The 24,581-nt window shown below is 45.1% G+C and carries 22 protein-coding genes and 2 riboswitches; of the genes, 9 read left to right on the top strand and 13 right to left on the bottom strand.

The genetic code is table 11. The features are described 5' to 3' along the window. Nucleotides 1-77: 77 nt before the first annotated feature. Entirely contained in the window at nt 78-848 is a 771-nt protein-coding gene (locus I3255_RS03960; RefSeq protein WP_238037052.1) for an IclR family transcriptional regulator, read from the top strand. A gap of 53 nt (nt 849-901) precedes the next feature. Here the strand turns inward: I3255_RS03960 and I3255_RS03955 are convergent, their stop codons facing one another. Both I3255_RS03955 and I3255_RS03950 read right to left on the bottom strand, forming a co-directional pair. After that, nucleotides 902-2,110, bottom strand: a complete 1,209-nt coding sequence (locus I3255_RS03955) for a CaiB/BaiF CoA-transferase family protein (protein WP_238037236.1) — start codon at nt 2,108-2,110, stop codon at nt 902-904. 226 nt (nt 2,111-2,336) lie between these two features. Next, on the bottom strand, nt 2,337-3,521 hold the full coding sequence (locus I3255_RS03950; protein ID WP_238037049.1) for an acyl-CoA dehydrogenase: 1,185 nt from the start codon (nt 3,519-3,521) through the stop codon (nt 2,337-2,339). Nucleotides 3,522-3,697: 176 nt separating this feature from the next. On the opposite strand from I3255_RS03950, the gene I3255_RS03945 reads away from it, so the two are divergent. Next, nucleotides 3,698-4,525: an IclR family transcriptional regulator C-terminal domain-containing protein gene (locus I3255_RS03945; protein ID WP_238037046.1), complete on the top strand. Its 828-nt coding sequence runs from the start codon at nt 3,698-3,700 to the stop codon at nt 4,523-4,525. A gap of 119 nt (nt 4,526-4,644) precedes the next feature. Here I3255_RS03945 and I3255_RS03940 read toward each other — a convergent pair whose 3' ends face one another. Beyond that, a complete protein-coding gene (locus I3255_RS03940; protein ID WP_238037043.1) occupies nt 4,645-5,466 on the bottom strand; it encodes a hypothetical protein in 822 nt (273 codons plus the stop codon). After that, complete coding sequence (locus tag I3255_RS03935) at nt 5,463-5,633, bottom strand: hypothetical protein (protein WP_238037040.1); 171 nt, start codon at nt 5,631-5,633, stop codon at nt 5,463-5,465. The genes I3255_RS03940 and I3255_RS03935 overlap by 4 nt, the downstream gene beginning before the upstream one ends. A 267-nt stretch (nt 5,634-5,900) precedes the next feature. Here I3255_RS03935 and I3255_RS03930 point away from each other — a divergent pair, with 267 nt between their 5' ends. Beyond that, nucleotides 5,901-7,712 carry an FMN-binding glutamate synthase family protein gene (locus I3255_RS03930; protein WP_238037039.1) on the top strand — a complete coding sequence of 604 codons (1,812 nt, stop codon included), beginning with the start codon at nt 5,901-5,903 and terminating at the stop codon, nt 7,710-7,712. 74 nt (nt 7,713-7,786) lie between these two features. After that, nucleotides 7,787-8,596, top strand: a complete 810-nt coding sequence (locus I3255_RS03925) for a phosphodiester glycosidase family protein (RefSeq protein ID WP_238037037.1) — start codon at nt 7,787-7,789, stop codon at nt 8,594-8,596. Between the two features lie 134 nt (nt 8,597-8,730). On the opposite strand, the gene I3255_RS03920 is transcribed toward I3255_RS03925, so the two are convergent. The 4 genes from I3255_RS03920 to I3255_RS03905 all read right to left on the bottom strand — a co-directional run bounded on the left by I3255_RS03920 (nt 8,731) and on the right by I3255_RS03905 (nt 12,395). Continuing rightward, complete coding sequence (locus I3255_RS03920; protein WP_238037036.1) at nt 8,731-9,954, bottom strand: VWA domain-containing protein; 1,224 nt, start codon at nt 9,952-9,954, stop codon at nt 8,731-8,733. Between the two features lie 57 nt (nt 9,955-10,011). Further along, entirely contained in the window at nt 10,012-10,875 is an 864-nt protein-coding gene (locus tag I3255_RS03915) for a MoxR family ATPase (RefSeq protein ID WP_238037035.1), read from the bottom strand. Between the two features lie 290 nt (nt 10,876-11,165). Next, entirely contained in the window at nt 11,166-11,762 is a 597-nt protein-coding gene (locus tag I3255_RS03910; protein WP_238037034.1) for a hypothetical protein, read from the bottom strand. Between the two features lie 312 nt (nt 11,763-12,074). Continuing rightward, complete coding sequence (locus I3255_RS03905; protein WP_201598249.1) at nt 12,075-12,395, bottom strand: YcgL domain-containing protein; 321 nt, start codon at nt 12,393-12,395, stop codon at nt 12,075-12,077. Nucleotides 12,396-12,656: 261 nt separating this feature from the next. Beyond that, a riboswitch (glycine riboswitch) is annotated at nt 12,657-12,796 on the top strand. A 54-nt stretch (nt 12,797-12,850) separates the two neighbouring features. Further along, a riboswitch (glycine riboswitch) is annotated at nt 12,851-12,999 on the top strand. A 166-nt stretch (nt 13,000-13,165) separates the two neighbouring features. Between I3255_RS03905 and gcvT the strand changes: the two genes are divergently transcribed. The 4 genes from gcvT (at nt 13,166) to gcvP (ending at nt 18,901) form a co-directional block, all read left to right on the top strand. Then, nucleotides 13,166-14,347, top strand: coding sequence for a glycine cleavage system aminomethyltransferase GcvT (gcvT, locus tag I3255_RS03900; RefSeq protein WP_238037033.1), 1,182 nt, complete (start codon nt 13,166-13,168; stop codon nt 14,345-14,347). Between the two features lie 117 nt (nt 14,348-14,464). Next, nucleotides 14,465-14,845, top strand: coding sequence for a glycine cleavage system protein GcvH (gene gcvH, locus I3255_RS03895; RefSeq protein ID WP_238037031.1), 381 nt, complete (start codon nt 14,465-14,467; stop codon nt 14,843-14,845). Between the two features lie 335 nt (nt 14,846-15,180). Then, nucleotides 15,181-15,939: a nitroreductase family protein gene (locus I3255_RS03890; RefSeq protein WP_238037029.1), complete on the top strand. Its 759-nt coding sequence runs from the start codon at nt 15,181-15,183 to the stop codon at nt 15,937-15,939. 64 nt (nt 15,940-16,003) lie between these two features. Beyond that, nucleotides 16,004-18,901 (top strand): aminomethyl-transferring glycine dehydrogenase, encoded by a 2,898-nt coding sequence (gene gcvP, locus I3255_RS03885; RefSeq protein ID WP_238037027.1) that lies wholly within the window; start codon nt 16,004-16,006, stop codon nt 18,899-18,901. A gap of 113 nt (nt 18,902-19,014) precedes the next feature. Here the strand turns inward: gcvP and I3255_RS03880 are convergent, their stop codons facing one another. Beyond that, nucleotides 19,015-19,500, bottom strand: coding sequence for a hypothetical protein (locus tag I3255_RS03880; protein ID WP_238037024.1), 486 nt, complete (start codon nt 19,498-19,500; stop codon nt 19,015-19,017). Nucleotides 19,501-19,598: 98 nt separating this feature from the next. Between I3255_RS03880 and I3255_RS03875 the strand changes: the two genes are divergently transcribed. After that, nucleotides 19,599-20,303, top strand: coding sequence for an alpha/beta fold hydrolase (locus tag I3255_RS03875; protein WP_238037022.1), 705 nt, complete (start codon nt 19,599-19,601; stop codon nt 20,301-20,303). A gap of 190 nt (nt 20,304-20,493) precedes the next feature. On the opposite strand, the gene I3255_RS03870 is transcribed toward I3255_RS03875, so the two are convergent. The 4 genes from I3255_RS03870 to I3255_RS03855 form a co-directional block, all read right to left on the bottom strand. Beyond that, nucleotides 20,494-21,828 (bottom strand): HRDC domain-containing protein, encoded by a 1,335-nt coding sequence (locus tag I3255_RS03870; protein WP_346268616.1) that lies wholly within the window; start codon nt 21,826-21,828, stop codon nt 20,494-20,496. Nucleotides 21,829-21,964: 136 nt separating this feature from the next. Further along, entirely contained in the window at nt 21,965-22,558 is a 594-nt protein-coding gene (recR, locus tag I3255_RS03865) for a recombination mediator RecR (protein WP_238037019.1), read from the bottom strand. A gap of 107 nt (nt 22,559-22,665) precedes the next feature. Continuing rightward, nucleotides 22,666-22,995 carry a YbaB/EbfC family nucleoid-associated protein gene (locus I3255_RS03860; protein ID WP_025651278.1) on the bottom strand — a complete coding sequence of 110 codons (330 nt, stop codon included), beginning with the start codon at nt 22,993-22,995 and terminating at the stop codon, nt 22,666-22,668. Between the two features lie 80 nt (nt 22,996-23,075). Next, entirely contained in the window at nt 23,076-24,350 is a 1,275-nt protein-coding gene (locus tag I3255_RS03855) for an O-succinylhomoserine sulfhydrylase (protein ID WP_238037016.1), read from the bottom strand. Nucleotides 24,351-24,581: the final 231 nt, after the last annotated feature.

The raw sequence follows: 24,581 nt of genomic DNA, 5'->3' as shown, positions 1-24,581 counted from the left end.
GATTTGCAAGCCTTAATCGCATTATTTTGATAATTATCTTATACTCCTTTATTTTATTTCACATTTATAGGTTACTTATGAGCTCGACTGCCGTGCCTGCGCTAGACAAAACTTTTCAGATTTTGGACTTGATTACCGATAGCGCACAGCCGCTAACAGCCGCTCATATTGCCAAAGAATTGGGTCTTCCTCGCAGCTCTACACATAATATTTTGCAGAGCTTGCTGACCAAGCACGTTATTTATAAAGATCCTGAAAGCCGTTTTTATTTGGGTTCGTATTTGATGTATTGGGCGGGTAAGTATGAGCAGCAGCAAGGCGTGGTACGGTTATTTAAAGATTTGATTGTGCAATATCCAGTACTACTTCAACATACCGTGACGTTGTCAAAACTGGATTTGGGAGAAGTGGTATTTTTGGCTTGTCATGAGTCGCCTGCGCCGCTTGGCTTTACTTTTCGTGCAGGTGTTCGTGTGCCTGCGGTATTTTCTGCAACTGGCAAGGCTATGCTATCCACTTTATCTATGGATAACATCAAATCGTTATATAAAGATGAGTTTCCGACCCCTATGACCCAGCATGGGGTCAAGAATTTCACGGATTTATCCGCTGAGCTTGCAGTGACTCAGAAAAGTAGATTGTCACTCGATGATGGACAGTTGCGTGATGGGATGTACTGCTTGGGTACTTATATTCGTAATGCTTCAGGCACGGCGGTCGCTGGCATGGCAGTGAGTTTTTTGCAAGGAGAGTATGAGTCTAAACGGGCTGAGGTCAGTGCGGTATTGATTAAATTGGCCGAACAAATCGAGCAGCATTTAGGTTTTAATCCTAACGCTGAAAGGTAGCGTTAGGATTAAATATCGGTGCAGGTCTAAAAAATATAATCCAAAAAATTCTGCTAAACAATCCCATCGGCTTTGAGCTTAGCGATCATCTCATTGCCATAACCCAATTCAGTCAGCGTACTATCAGTATGCTCACTCAACTGCGGTGGCGGCGTGCGATAGCTGACAGGTGATGCGGATAACTTGATAGGGTTACCAAGCGCGCGTACTGGACTGCCTTTTTTCGCGAAATTAACAATCATATTCCTTGCTTGCGCTTGCGGCATGGCCAAGGCTTCAGCCACATTATGAATCGCACCGCAAGGTACGCCCACCTGATCTAAAGCCTCAAGCCAGTAAGCACGAGGCTGCTTGGCAAATATTTTAGTCAATTCAGCACACAGAGATTCGCGATTGGCAACGCGGTTAGGATTGGTCGCAAAACGCGCATCAAGATGCCAGTCGACTGCTAATACGTCGCACAGTTTGGCAAACTGATGGTCATTGCCGCAAGCTAAAATAAAGTGCACCTCCCCTTCAGCAGCAAACACTTGATAAGGCACAATGTTAGGATGCTGATTGCCCAGTCTTGGTGGAATATTGTCTGAAGCTAGATGATTCATACCGACATTGGCCAGCATAGATAGCGCACTATCTAAGAGTGCCACATCCACATGTTGACCAACGCCAGTATTTTGACGCGCCAATAGCGCCGCTTGGATACCAATGGTCAGTTGCAACCCTGCGAATAAATCCACCACGGCCACGCCGACTTTGTGCGGTTCACCATCACTTGGCCCTGTGATACTCATCAACCCTGACAACCCTTGGATAATATAATCATAACCGGGACGTTTGGCATCTGGCCCTGTCTGCCCAAACCCTGTCAATGACGCATAAATTAAGCGCGGATGGTCTTGCTTTAGACTGTCGTAATCCAAACCGTATTTTTTCAGACCACCGACTTTGAAGTTTTCGACCAAAATATCACTGTCAGCAATAAGCTGCTTAATAATGTTCTGCCCTGCTGGCGTGGTGATGTCTACCGTGAGCGATTTTTTGTTGCGATTGATGGTAGCGTAATAAGCGGAGGTGTCATCGCTGAATGTTGGCGGTGCCCAGTGGCGCGTTTCATCACCGATATGAGGGCGCTCAACTTTGATGACTTCTGCGCCCAGATCAGCGAGCACTTGCGTACAAGAAGGACCTGCCAACACTCTTGATAAATCGAGCACCTTAACACCCTGCAATGCACCCCTTGGTATATCGGCCATATCCGTCATATCCGTCATGAGACTCCCTTACTCTTTGGCGTATTCTTTGATTTTCTGATTAGAAAATTGCTATTTACCATTTAGTTTTTTGCGTTATTTAATGACACACTGATAAATGAATGGTGAATAACAACTGAAAAACGTACGCCACTGTTAATGCTCTTCTTTACAAAAAGCCAAGCAGCAACGTACGTAATGAAGTACAACTTTGTTAAATATTCTTAGCTAAAAGTAATTAGAAGAACGCTTGAATACCCGTCTGCGCACGGCCTAAGATCAGCGCGTGAATATCATGCGTACCCTCGTAAGTATTGACGGCTTCTAGGTTCAGTACATGACGGATGATGTGGAACTCATCAGAGATACCATTACCACCATGCATATCGCGGGCAATACGAGCGATATCAAGCGCTTTACCGCAGTTATTACGCTTAATGAGTGAAATCATCTCTGGTGCAGCGTTATCTTCATCCATCAAACGACCGACACGCAGCGCGGCTTGTAGACCTAGACTGATTTCTGTCTGCATATTGGCGAGCTTCAACTGCACGAGCTGCGTTGCCGCTAGCGGACGACCAAACTGCTTACGATCTAGCGTATACTGACGCGCCGCTTTCCAGCAGAATTCAGCCGCTCCCATCGAACCCCAAGCGATACCATAACGGGCTTTATTTAAGCAGCCAAAGGGTCCTTTTAGGCCACGGATATCAGGGAAAGCATTGGCTTCAGGGACGAACACTTTGTCCATGACGATCTCACCGGTGACCGAAGCACGTAGTGAGAACTTACCCTCAATCTTCGGTGCAGACAATCCTTTCATGCCTTTGTCTAAAACAAAACCGCGAATCTCGCCAGCATCATCTTTTGCCCACACGACGAACACATCCGCGATAGGACTATTGGTGATCCACATTTTGTTACCCGTCAGCTCATAACCACCATCCACAGCGCGCGCACGAGTAGACATCGATGCAGGATCAGATCCTGAGTCTGGCTCCGTCAGACCGAAGCAGCCTACATACTCACCTGTGGCAAGCTTAGGCAAATAACGCTCTCTTTGCTCTTCTGTGCCATACGCCCAAATAGGATGCATCACTAGGCTTGACTGTACACTCATCGCTGAACGATAACCCGAGTCTACTGCTTCCACTTCCTTGGCAATCAGACCGTAAGCGACACTCGATAGACCTGCACAGCCATAACCTTCAATCGTGACGCCTAGCAGACCCATTTCACCCATTTGACGCATGATATTACGGTCAAAATTCTCGTTACGATTGGCCTCGATAATGCCAGGCATCAACTCTTTTTGAAAAAACTGACGCGCGCTGTCGGTGACCATGCGCTCTTCTTCAGTGAGCTGGTCACGTAGTAAAAAAGGATCTTCCCAATCAAAACGTGGGCTGGTAGATGTTGCCATGTGGATCTCCTTGGTATCAGTCATCCTGACTGACGAATAGTGTTTGATACATCATTTGATCTAACAAGTCATTGACTTCGTTATTCCGCTATGCGAAACTTAGTTTCATAATTTAAAACTATTTAACCAAACTTTCGCTGCGCTGTAAACCTTTATCCAAAAAAGATGAGTATAAAATGACGAAACCCTTATCAACAGCTACCCCGTTACTCGAACGCATGCATGCGACAATGAGTCAAAACAAGGAAGAGAATGACCGACAGTTCGTGACGGCACTGGGACGAGGACTGATCATATTGGCGGCCTTTGAACATGATGAGCAGCTCACCCATCAGCAATTGTGTCAGATGACAGATTTGCCAAAAGCGACCATTACTCGCCTTATCCATACTTTAATCACGCTTGGATTTTTGCGTACGAATAAATACGGACAGTATCAATTGGGGAGTAGTGCGGTACGCCTCAGTGCGACCGCATGGAGTCGTCACGATATGGTGGCAGCAGCTGAGCCACTATTACGTCAGTTCGCTAGTGAAAATGAAGTATCGGTGAATTTAGCAACCGAAGTCGAAGGAGAAATGCGCTATCACGCCTGTTGCCGTAGTCCTGCTCGTCTATCGGTCAACTTGCAGGTTGGCTCCGCTGTACCCGTCGCACGCACTGCCATTGGACGTGCTTTTTATGCAGTAAGCTCGCAAGCGAGACAGGCAGTTATCATTAGCAATTTACAAGAGAATTTGTCTGTTGAAGATTATAGCCATGCGCAAACTGCCCTAGCTAGCGCAGCAGAGCATTATGAAAAATACGGCTATACCGTGTCTGATGGAGAATTTTCTACTGACATATTGGCAGTCGCGGTTGGGGTCTATGATGTCGCAACAGGACAATACGCTTATTCTCTGAATGCTAGTGTGCCAAGCGCTAATTGGAAAGCAGATGATTATGCTGCGATGATAGTGCCTAAGTTGCAAACGTTGGCAGAGCGGATTGGGAGTGGGGTTTAAGGCACAGAAATTGAATTGTTAAATCTTTTCCAGTTTAACTTTTCAATCATTACTGTCATTTTTCATGACTTGGAATGGCAGTAATGGTTTCTACTATTTGCCATTTTTTACTAATACCGTTAATTGATAGCATTGGTGTCATGTACCCATAGTCCTGCTCGACCAATGAAGTAGGTATGGTTGTCTACCACCTCAAAGTTATAGACGGTTGCCTGATATAAAATGTGCTCACCTTGCGCGTTGGTCAATTGATTGAACATCCGCATGGTGCCTCCATTATCTTCAATATGTTGGCCCAAATAGCCTTTCGCCTGATAAAAGCTAATGTCATCAACATATCCCATACCCTTATATTCTACTTCGCTGTAGTCGAGCATGTGCGCTTCGGCATCTTGCACATAATCATCGTAGTAGTCTTCATGATAATGTTTTTGATACCAGTAATAATTTGGATTGAATTCTAAATTATCATTAGCGACTTGATAGGTAGGTTGCACACGCTCAACGGTATACATTACGCCATCGGTATTCACAGCAATTTCATACTGCTGTAGTTCGTCCACACGTTTAAAGTAAGGCTGATCATAGAACTCAATGTCCGCCTGTGGATTCTCCATAGCACCGACTACCCAAACAGGGTGATTGGGCGTCGCTAGAAAACTACTAAAGCGGCTAGCTGACTTGTATGTTTGATAATCAACCATCTCACGATCTTTATTGAACTTTTCAGTATTTTTTTCTAGACGCACGATCCACATCTCTTTGTCTTCATGCACAAAGGTCTTGACCACCGGCTTATACTCTATATCACCGCTACCATCTTCAGGCTTGGAGAGTAAAGGCTTTGATAAAATTAAGTCGCCCACTTTGACATCCTGAATCGGTACTAAGCCTTTATCCGTATGAAAGAGCGTTCCCGCGACAAATCCTGTATTATTCATATCCTCTCCTTTTTAATATTTCGGTCGCTGTCGTTATTGCTTTTTAGCTGATTTCTGGAGTTGGCATACAGATAGCGCCCTGCTGGCGCTTGGTTTTTATGGTGAATACAAACCTCAATCACATATGCCGATTGCACCGCATCAAATGGATCAAGAGTTGTCAGCATGTCTTCATTGAGATATTTTCTTAAAATATTATAGCTACCCTGCTCGATGGTTTTCGCTATCTAAAGTAGCATATGAGCTATTTTTAATCACTTTATTGCATATACTGTCATTACTTGTTTGTGCAACCGAACTAACGCAGCTCCTAACGAAAGTGATTTTGGCAAGCTGTTACCCATTGATACCGACGTAATGACGTCATGCGTGTATGATGTACGCGACAAATGTAAGCATCTTATCTATCCGAAGAAAAACTATTGAGCCTCGTTATGCCTGAATCTCGTACCAATCTACACCCTGAACCCAAAACCAGCTCGCCATATTTTGTTGGGTTGTTGCTGCGCTATAGCACGCTGGGTGCAGCCATTTGTCTATTATTAGCAGGATTGCTACTGATGCACGGTTGGCTGATTGTGATTGGCGGTTTTGGCGTAGGCCTCGGTATTTATGATTTGATTCAGTCCAAGCATTCAGTGCTAAAAAACTACCCGATAGCAGGACATATACGCTACGTGTTGGAAGACTTTCGCCCTGAGATCCGTCAATATTTGCTTGAGGATGACAAAGAGCAAGTGCCGTTTTCACGACAGCAGCGCGCGCTAGTGTATCAGCGGGCAAAGAACGTCAGTGATACCAATGCGTTTGGTACGCTAGACAATCTTTATACTCATGGTAAAGAATGGTTTTTGCAATCCGCCATTAGCCAGCCGTTAGAAAACAAAGACTTTCGTATCACTGTTGGCGGCGAGCGTTGCCAGCAACCACACGATATGTCGGTATTCAATATCTCGGCGATGAGTTTTGGCAGTCTATCAGCAAACGCTATTATGGCGCTTAATCAAGGTGCCAAGATTGGCGGCTTTACCCATGATACTGGTGAAGGTGCTATCAGCCCTTATCATCGCAAGTTTGGTGGCGATTTGATTTGGGAGTTGGGTACTGGGTATTTTGGCTGTCGTGATGCCGAAGGCAATTTTGACCCACAGTCTTTTGCCGAAAAAGCTGTTGATCCGCAAGTTAAAATGATCGAGATTAAGCTTTCTCAAGGTGCCAAACCGGGTAAAGGCGGCGTGTTGCCATCGAGCAAAATCACTCAAGAGATTGCCGATACCCGCCAAGTGCCGACGGGTCAAGACTGTATTTCGCCCTCCTCGCATACTGCATTTAGTACACCGCGTGAGCTTGTCGCCTTTTGGCAGCAGCTACGTGAACTATCTGGCGGCAAGCCTGTTGGCTTTAAGCTGTGCGTGGGTCAGCCTTGGCAGTTTATGGCGATTGTCAAAGCAATGATAGAGACGGACAATTATCCTGATTTTATTGTTATTGATGGTGCCGAAGGCGGTACAGGTGCAGCTCCTGTTGAGTTTATGGACAATGTCGGCATGCCGATGGTCGAAGGGTTTTTGCTTGTTCACAACACTTTGGTCGGTGCAGGCATTCGTGACAAGATCAGACTTGGCGTCAGTGGCAAGATTGTCTCAGGGTTTGATATCGCACGTATGATTGCGCTAGGTGCTGATTGGTGTAACTCGGCACGCGGCTTTATGTTTGCGGTAGGCTGTATTCAGTCGCGCTCTTGTCACACCAATACTTGCCCAACAGGCGTGGCTACCCAAGACCCTTACCGTCAAAAGGCGCTCGATGTCCCTAGTAAAGCGGAGCGCGTGGCAAGTTTCCATAAAAACACACTCAAATCATTGGCCAGCATCGTCGGCGCGGTAGGCTTACAGCATCCAAGTCAGCTACAACCTTATCATATCGCTCGCCGTCTAGATGACGGACAGATTAAGCTGCTATCTAAGTTTTTTTACTTTACGGATAAGGGCGCATTACTTGATAATAGCGCGCGTGCGGATATTTTCAATCAAATGTGGGTGATGGCTAATCCTGATAGTTTCTTAGCCAATAACGATGCGCTCATTGCTTATAATAAAGACTCCCGTGATAGAGGCAAAGAGACCAGCGCACCCACTGGACACCGCTCTATGTATGATACTGACCACTCGATCATGACCGATGGTGGACAACTCATCGGCAATGTGAATAATACCTTCCGTGACTATCCGTCCAGTAGCGACTAAAAGGTAGTACGCAAGCGTTATTCATGAAGCAGTAGCAAACCACAAATACCCCTATGTTAAAAGACGTGTGATTGATGCCAACCTCCATTTTGACCTTATCGTTATCATTGATAGTGCTTGCGCTAGGCCTTAGCGCTTGCCAGCAGACAGACACTGACACGACTAACCTCGATACAGACAGTTGGTCGTGTCAGGCAAAAGACTCGCCATTTACTTATAGCGTCTGCCGTGTGGATGCAAGTGAATTAACAAACGATCGTTATTCACTCCAGCTATTTTGGCAGTCCTCTAATGACCGACCACTGCTGACCTTTGATACGTTGTTGTCCACTTTACCAAAGTCTGAAACTTTAAACTTTGCCATGAATGCAGGAATGTATAACGAAAACTATGCACCGATTGGCTATACCGTTATCAAAGGCGAAGAAGTCAAATCGCTCAATCTAAAAGAAGGTGGTGGTAATTTTCATTTACTACCCAATGGCGTTATGTGGTGGGACAAAGCTGGTCACGTACAAATCACTGAAAGCCACGCCTTAGATGAGCAGATAAGTAATGGCAACGCACAGCCTTGGTATGCGACGCAATCTGGTCCTATGCTAGTCATCAATGACGAGATACATCCGCAGTTTAATCCTGATAGCACCTCCATCAAACTGCGTAACGGTGCTGGGGTTTGTGGTGATGGCAGCATACAATTCGTCAATACAAATGAGCCTGTGACGTTTTATCAGTTTGCTACTCTATTCAAAGACGAGCTAGGTTGTTCAAATGCGCTGTTTTTGGATGGCGGCATTGCCTCAGCACTGTATGCACCTACTATCGATAAGCAAGACAAAAAAGAGATGGGCGTTATGATCGGACTAGTTGAGAACGAAGACTAATATCAATCTTTACCATAGCGCTTATCGCTAATATTTTTTCTAAAAATTAGCAACACATTTAATAAAAAAGCACTTAAAACGCTAACGTCGCTTTAAGTGCTTTTTTATATTACTCGTCTAAAGGTAGACTGATACTACCGCGCCATATACTGGGTCATCTCCTCAACACCATGTAAGGTCATCGGATACATCTTGTTTTCGAATAGCTTTTTGATTTCAACGATGGTTTGCGTGTACTGCCAATAGCTTGGGGTTTCAGGATTGAGCCACGCCACTTTGTCAAAGTGTTCAAGTACACGCCTTAGCCATACAATACCGGCTTCATTGTTCATATACTCGACGCTACCGCCCACGGTCATCAGCTCATAGGGCGACATCGATGCGTCACCGACGAAGATGACGCGATACTCGCGCCCATATTTATTGAGTAGCTCAAACGTTGGCATCGGTGCGCTGTGGCGACGATTATTGTCCTTCCATACATAGTCATATAAGCAGTTATGAAAATAAAAGAACTCTAATGTTTTAAATTCATTTTTTGCCGCAGAGAACAGTTTCTCAAGTGCTTCAACATGGATGTCCATACTGCCGCCCACATCAAATAGCATCAATACTTTGACACGGTTGCGACGCTCGGCTTGCATATGTATATCAAGCACTCCTTTTTTGGCAGTACGTTTAATGGTCTCATGAATATCGAGCTCATCCGCACTGCCTGTGCGCGCGAACTGACGTAGGTTGCGTAGTGCCATTTGGATTTGGCGCGTACCAAGCTGATTGTCATCATCAAGATTACGATATTTACGCTGCTCCCAGACTTTCGCCGCGCTACGTTTACGCGATTCACCGCCGACACGTACCCCTTCTGGATGGTCGCCATACGCCCCAAATGGTGAGGTGCCACCTGTCCCTACCCATTTACTACCACCTTGATGACGTTCTTTTTGCTCTTTTAACCGTTCTTCTAACGCCTTCATTAACTCCTCTAATGAACCGTATTTTTTTAGCAAACGTCTTTGCTCTTCGGTCAAGTTCTTTGGATCAAGCTTTAGATCGAGCCATTCTTTAGGCACATCCGTCAGCTTAGCCAACAGCGCATCCATATCAAGGCTATCGACCCCTTCAAAATAGTCCGCCATTGCCCGATCAAACTTGTCAAAATGGCGCTCATCTTTAACCATGCACAGCCGAATCAGCCGATACATGTCCTCACGGCTCGCAAAAGTCGCCAGTGCTGGATCTTCAGGATGCGGCTGCATCATCAAACCCTTGTCTAACGCAGCATTAAGATCAAGCAGCTCACGCGTACTGACTGGTACGCCATAAGTCCGCAAGGTATAGAATAGTTTTATGAACATAAGAGACGCACCACTGATTGACGTAAAACGGAAAAAGCACTGAACACCTAGATACGCTTAACGACGCATCATATTGGCAAAACGCTGCAGTAAATTCACGTCGGCTTCGTTTTTCAGCAACGCACCATATAGAGGTGGAATAGACTTTTCGCCGCGCAGATTTTCTTCTAACTCGTCCTGAGCCATATCATCAGCGAGTAACAAGGTTAACCAATCGACCAACTCAGACGTTGATGGTGGCTTTTTAAGCCCCTGAATACCACGCAGTTTATAGAAAATATCCAATGCATCATTGACCAGTTTTTCTTGAATATCTGGAAAATGCACTTCGATGATTTGGCGCATGGTTTCTTCTTCTGGGAAGTCAATATAATGAAAGAAACAACGACGCAAAAATGCATCTGGTAGCTCTTTTTCATTGTTTGAGGTAATAATAACCACGGGACGCTGCGCCGCTGTTATAGTTTCGCCAGTCTCATAAACATAAAAAGACATCTTATCAAGCTCATGTAGCAAATCATTTGGGAACTCGATATCGGCTTTGTCGATCTCATCAATCAGCAGCACGCTACGCTCTGTACTGGTAAAAGCATCCCACAGCTTGCCCGGCTTGATATAGTTGGCAATGTCATAGACCTTATCATCACCCAACTGCGAATCCCGCAGGCGTGATACCGCATCATACTCATACAGTCCTTGCTCAGCCTTAGTCGTCGATTTGACGTGCCAAGTAATCAGTGGCATACCCAAGCTTTCAGCGACTTCTTCGGCAAGCAACGTCTTACCTGTGCCAGGCTCACCTTTGATCAGCAATGGCTTTTGTAATGTCATAGCGGCATTTACGGCCAGTTGCAAATCATCGGTAGCAATATAACTACTGGTACCAGTAAAGTTTTTCTTAGTATTGTCAGCTGTGGTCATAATCAGATCTCGATTGTTGTTATAGATAAGTTGTTATAAATGGATAGGTCTAAAACATAAATGACTAATAAAGGATAAATTAGTAAAGAATAAATTAGATTAGCACAGCCTGATACATTGCCAAAATACTCATGCGTTCGCCTTTATTAACCATGGTTATATACCTCTAACTATTCATATAATTGGTAAACACTCTGGCATAAAAAAAGACACGCATTGGTGTCTTTTCATTCAGGTATGCAGTCATTTTTTAAGACAATAATTTTATATTAATGCCTAGTCTACTTTTATCATTTATCGGACATATCGCTATTGGCTTTCTTATTTAATGTACTGTCTTTTTCTAGGTTTACGTTATTATCGGACTGTTCGGTGACGGTAGCACCTTCTGCCAAATAACTGCCGGTCGTCAGTTGCATCGTCGCCTGCGTATCCTCGGCCGTACGGCTACGAGCTTTGTCCAAGCTCGATGCGAATGCGCCGCGTATCAGCTGCCACATAAAACCGATAAACAAACCGATGACAAGTACTACCAATATTGGCAACATATTGGCAATCGCGCCTGCGAAGTCCTTCATCATAACAGCGTAGACGACGCTGATACTGGCTGGTGCAATCTCACTAGAGTCACCAAGCGCTGTGCCTGGCGCCAATAACACTGCAAACAGTATCATCCAGCTCATACCACCTAATGGTTTGGGCAATATGCGAGCGACTAGCAACCATAACACCAATACCAAAATGGAACCGCCAAGATACGCGTACATTGGCAAATCGGCGGGCGGTACGTTTTTTACCATTTGACCCCACCAAATGGCAATCTCACCGAGAATGTCACTGATAGATTCTAATGGTAAGCTATGTAAGATGTTTTTTAACCAGTCCATGCGTGTTTCATTACCTGCGTTTATCACCGATGACACGTTGTGTGTCTAGCAGTGTATGGTGCGTTCTGTCGTACCAAAATAAGATCAAATACATAATCGATGCACACATCATGTGCGTTTCTATCTGTATTTTTTTATGTAGATGTCATGGGATGTCAGTTTATCACGACTTTCTACCCAAATGCATGTGACCAAATGTGTCGTGAGTGTTTTATCCGTGGCATTGTAGAGACAATTCTCTCAATCACCTTGCCACAACCGTCTTGCCAATAAGCATACCAATCGTCAATGCTATCTAGTCGTAAAATGTATCTAGTCGTAGATATTGTCTTGCGCTTCACGAGCGCGTAGCTCTGCTTGGCGGCGCATGACATCTTGTGGTGGCATCTGCACAAAATAGCCTTGGGACTCTAGCTTTGCCAATACTTCTTCTTTATCAACACGCGCCAGAGTGGGCGTCGTCGCCAAATCAAGATGCATGACAAACTTGCTGCGGCCTAAACCTGCACGAAAATCCTTTGGCAGTACGCCAAGCCAATCTTTGATCTCATCGGTATCATCGGGATAATCAGGGCGCGCAATATACACATACATGTCATCATGTTTGGGAAATTTATAAATGTCGCAATGCATAAAAACCACCTATCAGTAACTATGGGCGTAGGTTAGCATATTTCAGGCAAATACCAGTAGTCGCTTTGCGTTTTGCTATCGTAATTTTTGCTGTCCTATGCTGTTTTGAGCAGTCTAAAAACTGCTGGGAGACATGAAAAATCTCCTCTTAGTACTCGCCTCTCTTGAATAAACTATCGTAGTAAAACATCATTTTTGCCAAATTTATTTACTTTAATGGCGTTGATGACTTGTAAAAGCGCTTTGAACCTTTCATAATAAAAGCGTTTTTCAGGAGAGAGTTTATCAGCATCATTTTTGTATTAAACCCTATTGGTTATACAACTATCGCAATTGCTAGATAACCACCGAAGGCGCATCCACCCTGCCAATCGCTCAGGTAAAAGGACTGAAAAACGTATGTCATTATTGTTTACGTTGATGCCATCAATCACGCATCGCGAACAAACAAAAGGCATAACAAATCTGGAGAGTGGTAAGAACGGACGACGTCTTACCCACCGAAGGGGAGAAAATACGCTATCATCAACCGCAGGTTTTAAATAACTGCTCGTAAACGATGGTTCGTGTTGAAAATCTCAGGTCACAGGACAGATAGGGCTTTAGCTTAAACCGACGTTCAGCGTCTGTTTGGCTTGTGTCTTTATCTTTGCTTTCTGTGTCACCCTTTGATGTGATATTTGCGCCTCGCAATATTGCTTCTCGCTACTTTTACGTTGCACATCACTCTACTCTGCCGAGTACGACTGATGTACACATAAGGATTTGTTATGACTGATACCCATTCTCAAGACTCTAGCAGCACCCAAACCCCAAAGCGCACCCCTTTTTACCAGTCTCATCTTGATAGTGAGGGCAAACTGGTCGATTTTTCGGGTTGGGAATTGCCCATTCATTACGGTTCACAAATCGAAGAGCACGAAGCGGTACGTACAGATGCAGGTATGTTTGATGTCTCACATATGGTTGTGACTGATATCAAAGGCGCTGATACCAAAGCATGGCTCCAAAAACTACTCGCAAACGATGTCAACAAACTCACCACCGCTGGTAAAGCGCTGTACTCTGGCATGCTCAATGAGCAAGGCGGCGTCATCGATGATTTAATCGTCTACCTGATGAATGCAGAAGAAACTGAGTACCGTATCGTCTCTAACGCGGCCACTCGTGACAAGGATTTGGCACAATTTAATAAAGTCGCTGAAGGCTTTGATATTACTATCACCGAGCGTCCTGAGCTTGCCATGCTTGCCGTTCAAGGTCCAAATGCTATTGCAAAACTGGCTCAAGCCAAACCAAATTGGGCAGATACTTTAGCAGCACTAAAACCTTTCGTTGGTGCTGACTTGACCGATATCGAAGGCACCGATTGGTTTGTGGCTCGTACTGGCTATACTGGTGAAGATGGCGTCGAAGTCATTATGCATGCTGATGATGCCCCTGCTTTCTTTGAGCAGCTAAAAGCAAATGACATCAAACCTGCTGGTCTTGGCGCACGTGATACCTTGCGTATGGAAGCGGGCATGAACCTCTATGGCCATGACATGGACGAGACCATTAGCCCTTACGAGTGCAACATGGGCTGGACGCTAGCGCTCAAAGACGACCGCGCCTTTGTTGGCCGTGAAGTATTGGTCAGCAAACGTAAGCAGTCAAAAGAAGACAACACCGCTATGAAGCAAGTAGGTCTGCTATTGACCACGCGCGGCGTATTGCGTGAAGGCATGACGGTGACTATCAATCAAGGCACTGACAATGAGCAAACTGGCATTATCACCAGCGGTACATTCTCCCCTAGCCTAAAAAACTCCATCGCAATTGCCCGTGTGCCTGCCAGTTTATCAGAAGATGATCACGTACAGGTCGATCTGCGCGGCAAAGGTAAATTCGTCGATGTACGCGTATTGAAGCTGCCTTTTGTCCGTAATGGCAAGCAGCAGTTTGACTCTTAGGTCTTATAAATCTTATTATTAGAGCGCGTTGTCGTTTTAGACATAATTATAAAAATGACGACGCGCCCAGCCTCCATTATTTTTGTTAATTAACCTCTATCACTTAGGAGAGAGACCATGAGCAACATCCCAGCAGAGCTAAAATATATTGCAAGTCACGAGTGGCTACGCCTAGAAGACGACGGTACGATCACTGTTGGTATCACTGACCATGCTCAAGATCTATTGGGTGATGTGGTATTCGTTGAACTACCAGATGTAGGCGATATCATCGCTGTTGATGACGAAGTTTCAGTCGTTGAATCAGTAAAAGCCGCTTCTGACGTTTATGCCCCTATTTCAGGTGAAGTTATCGCTATCAACGAAGCACTAGAAGATGATCCTGAAATCATCAACTCTGACCCATATGGCGAAGGTTGGTTCTTCAGAATGAAGCCTGACAACATCGCTGACTACGAAGCCCTAATGACTGCTGACGAGTACGAAAGCGAATTATAAGCTAAGCATGCTCTCACAATACATTAGCATTTGTAGGACTTTAGCTCTTACAAAGCACTAGCCCTAAACATCATAGATACTGGCAACAGCTGGTATCTATACTTTCTATTTAAACGATTGAACAACCTTTCTCGTGAAAAGTATTGGCTCACTGACCATGCTTGCTATTTGAAAGTAGCTTTATATGTAGATCTCCAACAATCATTATCGTCCGATGTTATTGCTCTCAAGCGTTATCTCATTGACTCGTATTGATCACCTATTCGAATCCCAATGAATACGTGCTATCAACAACGACGCAAACTGATAACCCAATTCTCAGCATGGATCCTAATATGAATGCCAACACCGATAATAAAGACCCCATTGCCGCACCAAACCATACGCCGCAGCTACAAGCCTTCCGCGATATCGTAGAGTCACGCCGTTCCGTGCGCCGTTTTACTGACACACCTATCCCTGACGATGTATTGGCAGACTGTCTGCGTTTGGCCATGCTAGCACCAAACTCTAGCAACCTACAGCCGTGGGAATTTTATGTTATCGATGATGCTGACAATCGCAAACGCGCTGTCAAAAACTGCATGAATCAAAACGCAGCAAAAACATCAGCCCGTTTGATAGCCATCGTTGCTCGTACTGATGTTTGGCACGATCACGCTAAGCAAGTATTGCGCGAATACCCTGATCAGCCAGTTCCTAAAAAAGTGAAAGACTATTACAACAAAGTCGTCACGATGGACTTCTTGCGTGGCCCAGCCAACGTGGTTTCAGCTGCGAAATGGGGCGCAACGCAAGTGGTCAGACGCGTAAAAGGCCCAATCAAATCGCCTTATTATACGTTTGAAGACACCAAAAACTGGGCAACCAATAACACTGCACTTGCCGCCGAAAACCTCATGCTAGCATTACGTGCTTATGGGTTTGATAGCTGTCCTATGGGCGGCTTTGATGAGCCTGCCATGAAAGCGTTGCTCAATCTTAGCGACGACCATCATATCGTTATGATGCTTGGCGCAGGCGAGCGTGCTGACAATGGCGTTTACAACACCCAGTTCCGATTTGATCAAAAACAGTTTGTGCATTACGTATAACGTACCGCTCACATTATTCCCTTAATTGCTATTTTGTTTATTACTCCCTTAACCAAGGATTGTCATGACTACCTCTCAAAACCCATCGTTTGATACCTTCCAAGGATTGTTCAACGAAGCTGAATTTGTCTATCGCCACTTAGGTTCGAACGAGACCAAGCAAGCTGACCTACTTAGCGCTGTTGGTTATAAAGATATGCAAAGCTTTATCAATGACACTGTTCCTGAGCCAGTACGCTTGCACAAAGAATTGGATTTGCCAGTGGCGATGAGTGAGCACGCTGCACTTGCCAAACTGCGCACGATGGCAGACGACATCACTGTTAATAAAAGCTATATCGGTCAAGGCTACTCTCCAGTTCGTATGCCGGCTGTCATTCAGCGCAACGTCCTTGAAAATCCAGGCTGGTATACCGCTTATACGCCTTACCAGGCGGAAATCGCTCAAGGTCGTTTGGAGGCATTGCTGAACTTCCAACAAGTCTGTATCGATTTGACTGGTCTTGAGCTGGCTGGTGCGTCATTACTTGATGAAGCAACGGCAGCAGCAGAAGCGATGGCGATGTCAAAGCGCGTAAGCAAAAGTAAATCAACACAGTATTTCGTCGATGAGCGTGTCTATCCACAAACGCTAGATGTTATCAATACCCGTGCCAAATACTTCGGTTGGGATGTGGTCGTTGGTGATTTTGAAACGGCTAAATCAGGCGATTATTTTGGTGCGCTATTCCAGTATGTCGGTGCTGAAGGCGACGTTAAAGACTTAACAGACGTCATCAGTGCCGTAAAAGAAAATAAGACTTACGTCAGTGTCGTCAGTGACATCATGAGCTTGGTACTATTGAAATCACCAGCCGATATGGGTGCTGACGTAGCGCTAGGTAGCACGCAGCGTTTTGGTATTCCAATGGGCTTTGGTGGCCCACATGCCGCTTATTTTGCATTCTCTGATAAAGCCAAGCGTTCAGCGCCTGGTCGTATCATTGGCGTATCAAAAGACGCACAAGGCAATACAGCACTACGTATGGCTCTACAAACGCGTGAGCAGCATATCCGCCGCGAAAAAGCCAACTCAAACATCTGTACCTCACAAGTATTGCTCGCCAATCTCGCTGGTATGTATGCGGTATATCATGGACCAGGCGGCGTCAAACGCATCGCCACTCGTATTCATGCCTTTGCGACTGCTTTCGCTGATGCTATCAAAGAAGCCAATGACAGTAGCCTAAATGTAGTACACGATCAATTCTTCGATACAGTCGTGGTTGATTGTGGTTCAGAGAAATTGGCTACGCAAATCTTCAAAAATGCAGACAACGTTGGCTACAACTTATGGCGCTTAAGCGACACCAAATTAAGCGTTGCATTTAGTGAAACCAGCGATCAGCAAGACTTCAACATCTTGACTCAGTTGTTTGTCAACAAGTCACATGATCTACCTGAAACGGCTCGCATCTCACTTGACAGCGCGCATCTACGTACGGATGACATCTTGACTCATCCAGTATTCAACTCGCATCATACCGAGCACGAAATGCTACGCTATCTAAAGTCGCTTGAAGACAAAGATTTAGCGATGAATCGCAGCATGATTTCACTAGGCAGCTGTACTATGAAGCTAAACGCTACCAGTGAAATGCTACCGATTACTTGGCCTGAGTTTGCTAATGTGCATCCTTTTGCACCGCGTGACCAAGTCACAGGCTATATTGCGATGATTGATAGCTTGCAAGATCAATTAAAAGCCATCACTGGTTTTGATGACGTTTCTATGCAGCCAAACTCTGGTGCTTCTGGTGAATATGCTGGTCTGCTCGCGATTCGCCGTTATCATGAGTCATTGGGCGAAACCAATCGCGATGTTTGCCTCATTCCAATGTCAGCGCACGGTACCAACCCTGCTACTGCCATGATGATGGGTATGAAAGTGGTTGTGGTCAAAACCGATGAAAACGGCAATGTTGATATTGATGATTTAACCGCCAAGTGTGAAGAGCACAGCGAGCGTTTGGGCGCTTTAATGATCACCTACCCATCAACTCATGGCGTGTTTGAAGAAGGCATCCGTCATATCTGTGATTTGACTCACAAGCATGGTGGTCAGGTCTATATGGATGGCGCCAACATGAATGCTCAGGTAGGCATGATGCAACCTGCAGACGTGGGCGCTGATGTATTACATATGAACTTGCACAAAACCTTCTGTATCCCACATGGCGGCGGCGGTCCAGGTATGGGTCCTATCGGTATGCAGGCGCATTTGGCACCCTTCATGGCCAACCATACGCTAAGCCCTGTTCATAACGCGCAAAAAGACTGCTCAGCGGTATCGGCTGCGCCTTATGGTTCAGCGAGCATCTTGCCTATCTCATGGATGTACATTGCCATGATGGGCCGTGATGGTTTGCTAAAAGCGACCGAGCTTGCCCTGCTAAATGCCAACTACGTAGCCGCCCAGCTAAAAGACCACTACCCTGTATTATATACAGGTAAAAACGGCCGCGTGGCTCACGAATGTATCATCGATATTCGTCCGTTAAAAGAAGAGACTGGCATCACGGAAAGTGATATTGCTAAGCGCTTGATGGATTATGGTTTCCATTCACCAACGATGAGCTTCCCAGTCGCAGGTACGCTGATGATTGAGCCGACAGAGTCTGAGTCAAAAGAAGAGTTGGATCGTTTTATCAGTGCGCTGAAATCTATCAAAGCTGAAGCGATGAAAGCCAAAGCGGGTGAAGACAACTGGACGCTAGAAGACAACCCATTGGTCAATGCACCGCATACGGCTGCTATGATTACTGGTGAAGAATGGACGCATCCATACAGCCGTGAGACTGCTGCGTTCCCACTGCCTTACATCCGTGCAAACAAGTTCTGGCCAAGTGTGGCACGCGTCGATGATGCGTACGGTGACAAGAACCTTATGTGCTCTTGCCCAAGTATCGAAAACTATATGTAATTATCACTTTCGATAACTAGCCGTTTATTTTATAAAAAACCGCCAAATCAGCGACTGATTTGGCGGTTTTGTTTTATGCGTGCATTGTTAAATTTTTACACTGTCAATGAGACTTAACCGCCCAACCAACCTTTATTCAAGCCACATTCTATCCAGTTCACTTTTATCTGATCTGTAATATTAGCATTGGAATAAGTAAACGCCGCACCAACAAGATAAAGCGTATCGCCAATCTTATAAGGCTTTCCTTCAAATAGTAATACTTCCTGAGCGGTATCCCATGAAAAAGACGTATCCGCTAATACTAGCAGAAGACTATTATCTTTTGTCGACACCTCGTAACTATCCCTAGTCAAAGCAAGGCAGTTATTAATAACTGTCAAATAACCCGCTGTCATCGCTGTAAATCGACCGTTATATTTAGTTGGGGACCAAGTAGCAATTTGCAGAGGTGTCTTAGCTGGCACAGGTTCGCTTACCACTATCATTTTTGGCATCTCTACCTGAATAACTGGTGGTCTCTTCGCTCTATAAGTAGTACAACCTGACAGCGCAACAATGGCTAACATTGAAATTAAAAAACTCAGATAATTTGACAACCCTTACCCCTAAAGCGCTAATATAAGATGTCTATCTGCTCATTTTTATAAACAAGCGTCGATAAAAGTCTTATAATGCTACTCATTTGGATATTGTTATGCAACAAAAAGACTTGGCAAAAAAAGCGCCTACACGAAAAAACCTTGTGATTTTGATACATGGTTTGCATCAAACGACTTGGATGATGCGTCCCTTAGCAAAGCGTCTACAAGCGCAAGGCTTTGCCACCCATCAATACCGCTATCGCAGCATGCGCGACAGCATCAAAACCAACAGCCAGCGACTACATGATTGGCTGAGCGCCAACCACAACCCTGATCAGCCAATAGATTTGGTCGGTCATAGCTTGGGTGGATTGATTATTCGTGATTTTTTGGCCAATTATCCCAAATGGCAAATTGGACGCTGCGTCACGCTGGGTACGCCGCACGTGGGTAGTGTTTGCGCCGATTACGTATGGCGTCTGAGTCCTTTGATTGTAGGACGATCTTATGTTGATGCGCTCGATGGTACAGCGACGTCCTGTCCTGAACATATCCATCTAGGCGTGATTGCAGGCGATAAACCGCGCGGCTTAGGACAACCTTTTTTGCAATATCATAATCGCAAACTGAATAAAAAAGGCGTATCAGCGGCTACAGAAAACTGTGCTCATGATGGCACTGTCTATGTCAGCGAAACACGACTGGAATGCGCCAACGACCATATCATCCTTCCCGTTACCCATACAGGCATGCTGGTCAATAAAGAAGTAGCTCGGCAAGTCATTTTGTTCTTGGAAAACGGTGAGTTTGAACACTAGGGCATATTTTTTAATACGTAAAATACCCTAGATGACAGCGAATAATTGAATAGATATGACTGAGCAAAAGTATAAGTAAGATTGTCAAAACGACCATTTATCGATAGATAAAAAATTGATGCTGCCATTGATTGATTTAAAAACAAGCAATGTGAAATTAGACATCAATTTGTTGAGTTGGCTGTATTTGCTATCTAATACCCATCCCTTGCTGCAATTCAGTTTTATGCTTGCTGATCACAGGAATCAACGTCTGGATGACCCAATCATTGCGCCAGCCTTTTAACCCTTGTGGTAATTCGCTGAGATCTTTATCAAGGGCAATGACTTCATATAGCTGTCCTAGCCATTTTTTGCGCATTAAAACGCTGCTAGGCACGCCAATAGCCTTAGCGTGATCATCAATCGCTTGCTGCACTGCTTTTGACAAGATTTTGTTTTTTGAGCGATATGGCGGCACTAGACAAGCTGGATGCTCAGCAGGTGATAGGCTTTTGGCTTCTCTTATTATCTTAAGCAGCTCTTCACCATATAAGCGCAGCATGCTACGATGCATCGTCGTTTTGTGCGCCAGCTCACGCATGCTGTTTGGTTTTTCAGTGACGATCTCGCGTACCGCTTGCTTTTTGATGATAAACGTACGCGGCTGGTTGGTCGCACGTGCCAGCTCTTCTCGCCACGTCGCAATTCCTTTGAGTATCGCCATTTGCTGTGAGTTATAGCGATAATCAGCCATCGTTAAATACATCGCTTCATCTTCGACGTGTTGCAAGTCATACAAATCACTGGCATAAAGCTGACAGTCAGCCCAGACGTAATCATATAACCCTTGTGCCTTAAGCGCATGTTCGATACTGAGATACAGCGCTGGCAAATAACGCACATCATCGATGGCATACTGCTCCTGTTCGTCTGTCAACGGGCGCTGGAGCCAATCAGACTGACTGTGCTCTTTATCGATATGCATATCTAGCTGATCTGCCAATGCCTGCTGATAGCCCATTTGTAATTGCCCGGTTAAATAAGACAACGCAATTTGCGTATCAAAGATATTGGTCAATGGCGGACAACCAGATAGCAGATAAAAAATGCCTAAATCTTCGCCGCAAGCATGCCAGATAGCCACATCGACTTTACGTAATACTTCCCACAACTCAGATAATTGCAACTCAGGCGCATCCAGTAAATATACGTGATTACCCGTGTTTAACTGTACGAGTGCCAGACGAGGGTAGTAAGTGTCGCGCTTGATAAACTCAGTATCCAGTGCGACGCGGCCACAAGTTGCCAAGGCACTGATGACCTCAGTCAGTTGGTGCTGCTCGCGCACCCATGTGACATCGACGGCATCAGCGATATCCAACAGTGCATCGATATCAATTGCATCAACATCCAGTGCATCGTCATTTGGTTCCGAAGGTGTCGCCACTGATGTCATCTCAGTATTAGCTGCTTTTTGTGATGAGTTATCAGTAATCTCGGAAGGGTTTGATTTGACTGAAGCGTTCGAAACGTTGTTGGACACGGGCAGATACCTGCATAAATAGGAGAAAATAAAACGCGATACTGCGTCTTAATAAAATTAAAAAGGAGAACAATAATAAAGCAATTATAACAATTTCATAGAATGAAAGGAGCAAGACTTTGATGCAATCAAAACCTTATAAAAAAGAGCGATTTTGCATGGCTTGACCCAGCGTCATACTATCTAGATACTCAAGCTCGCCGCCCATCGGTACCCCTTGTGCCAAACGTGTGACTTTATTGACATGACGACTGACGGCCTCGCTAATAAAATGTGCGGTGGTCTGTCCTTCAACCGTCGTACCTGTTGCCAGTATAATCTCTTCAACAGGCTCTTGCTTGACTCGCCATACCAGCTGATCAATATTTAAGTCATCTGCACTGATTCCATCAATCGGGGATAAATGTCCGCCAAGCACAAAATAGCGACCACGATATCCTGCGGTTTGCTCGATAGCCATCACATCTGCCGCTGTCTCGACCACACACAACAACCCATCATCACGCCTAGGGTCTTGGCATAGAGGACACACCGCTTCATCACTATAGCTATGACAGCGCTGACATTCAACAATATCGCGCATGGCTTCATCTAGTGCTTGGGCAAGCGCCATGCCCTGCGGACGTTTTTTACTAAGCAAATGTAGCGCCATTCGTTGGGCACTTTTTTGACCGACGCCTGGCAATATACGCAGCTGTTTGACCAGCTGATCAAATTTGGCTGTAAGCAAAGTAGCTTCCTTTAATTAACTGAATTTATAAATCGTAGCTATAAAAATGGGGTCGTATCGTGTCGATAACAACCCCATTTTTGTCTTCAGTCTAAAGTATTTAATGCTTAGAACATGCCTTGCATGCCTGGTGGCAGACCCATGCCTGAGGTCGCGCCAGCCATGGTTTCTTCGTATAGCTCATCCGCTTGACGCACCGCATCATTGATAGCCGCAGCGATAAGATCTTCGATCATATCTGGCTCATCTTCTAGCAAGCTTGGATCAATGGTCAAACGCTTGACCACATGGCGACCAGTCATGGTGACTTTAACCAGACCACTGCCCGCTTCTGCTTGCACTTCTTTGTTCGCAAGCTCTTTCTTAGCATTTTCAACGTTTGCTTCTACTTTCTTTTGCATGGTTTGTGCTTGTTGCATCAATGCTTGAATATTCATAGTTACCTCTTTGTCTTATAATAATAGATGGGATAATTTAAAGTTTAAAATAAAATACTGACGGCATTATACCGCTATCTTTACAAACTGTCTAAACCACGCGCCAAATCTTTGATAATATCTTCGACATCTTCCAAACCAACTGATAGACGAATCAGACCGTCTTTAACGCCAGCTTCAGCACGAGCCTCAGGGGTGAGACGGAAATGTGTGGTCGTCGCAGGATGCGTAATCGTGGTTTTAGCATCGCCCAAATTATTGGTGATAGAGACCATTTGAGTCGAGTCAATCACATGCCAAGCCGCTTCTTTGGTATTAAGGCTATCAGATGCTTTGACTTCAAAGCCCATGATCGCACCGTAACCGTCTTTCATATGATGTTGGCGGGTGGCAAGTTCGTGCGCAGGATGATCACTTAGGCCGGAGAAATGCACCGTACTAACGTTAGGGTGATTGGCCAAAAATTCTGCGACTTGATTGGCATTTTGGCAATGCGCTTGCATACGTAATTTGAGCGTTTCAAGCCCCTTGGTAAATACCCAAGCATTAAACGGACTCATGCTGATACCGCCTGAACGTACTACCGTAAACGCTTCTTGCATGAGTTTGTCACTACCAACCAACGCCCCACCGAGTACACGACCCTGACCATCCAAATATTTGGTCGCAGAATGAATAACGACATCGGCACCCAAATCTAGAGGGCGCTGCAATGCTGGCGTGGCAAAGCAATTATCGACGACAAGTAATATATCATTGGCTTTGCACAGCTCGCTCAAATAACCGATATCGCAAATCTGCGCAAGTGGATTACTTGGGCTTTCGCAATAGATCACCTTGGTATTTGGTTGAACTGCATTGGCCCATGCCTCATTGTCGAAGCAATCAACGTAGCTGACTTCAACGCCAAATTTGGCCATATAGTTGTTAAACAGACCAATAGATGAGCCGAATAACTGGTTGGCCGCGAGCAAATGGTCGCCCGCTTTTAGATATGCCAAGCACATGGTCAAAATAGCGCCCATACCAGAGGCCGTTGCAACCGCGCGTTCACCGTTTTCTAGCGCGGCGAGACGACGCTCAAAAGTACGTACACTTGGGTTGGTATGACGAGAGTAAACGTTTCCTGTTTTTGTACCGTCAAAATGAGCAGCAGCATCAGCGGCTGAACGATAAACGTAAGAGCTGGTGGTAAAAATAGGCTCTGAATGCTCGCCTTCGTCTGTACGGTGTTGACCTGCCCGCACTGCGATGGTCTGCATGCCATAATCAAGCCCTAAATCTAAGGCATCGTTGCGCCAGTTTGGATCTAACTTGTTCAAACTGCTCTCATCATGGTTTTGCGACTGACTCATAAACGTTCCGTTACTTTGGTTAATATGTTATTGGTTGATCTTTTAATTGAAATAAAATGACTGCTTATTCTTCTGATTATCGATCGAATTCATCAGCGTTATCATATCATGTCGACTTATTCCGCACATCTGGTTTCAAATGGCCACTAAATATTATTTTCGAATACCAAAGATGTGGCAATTCTACTGCTTAAAATATGCCACATATATAATTAAACACTACTTAAAAAA

The sequence above is a fragment of the Psychrobacter sp. Ps6 genome, assembly GCF_022129235.1.
In the GTDB taxonomy this organism is placed as follows: Bacteria; Pseudomonadota; Gammaproteobacteria; order Pseudomonadales; family Moraxellaceae; genus Psychrobacter.
The sequence above is the reverse complement of the archived record's forward strand: the minus strand, read 5'-3'. Positions and strand labels throughout refer to the sequence as shown.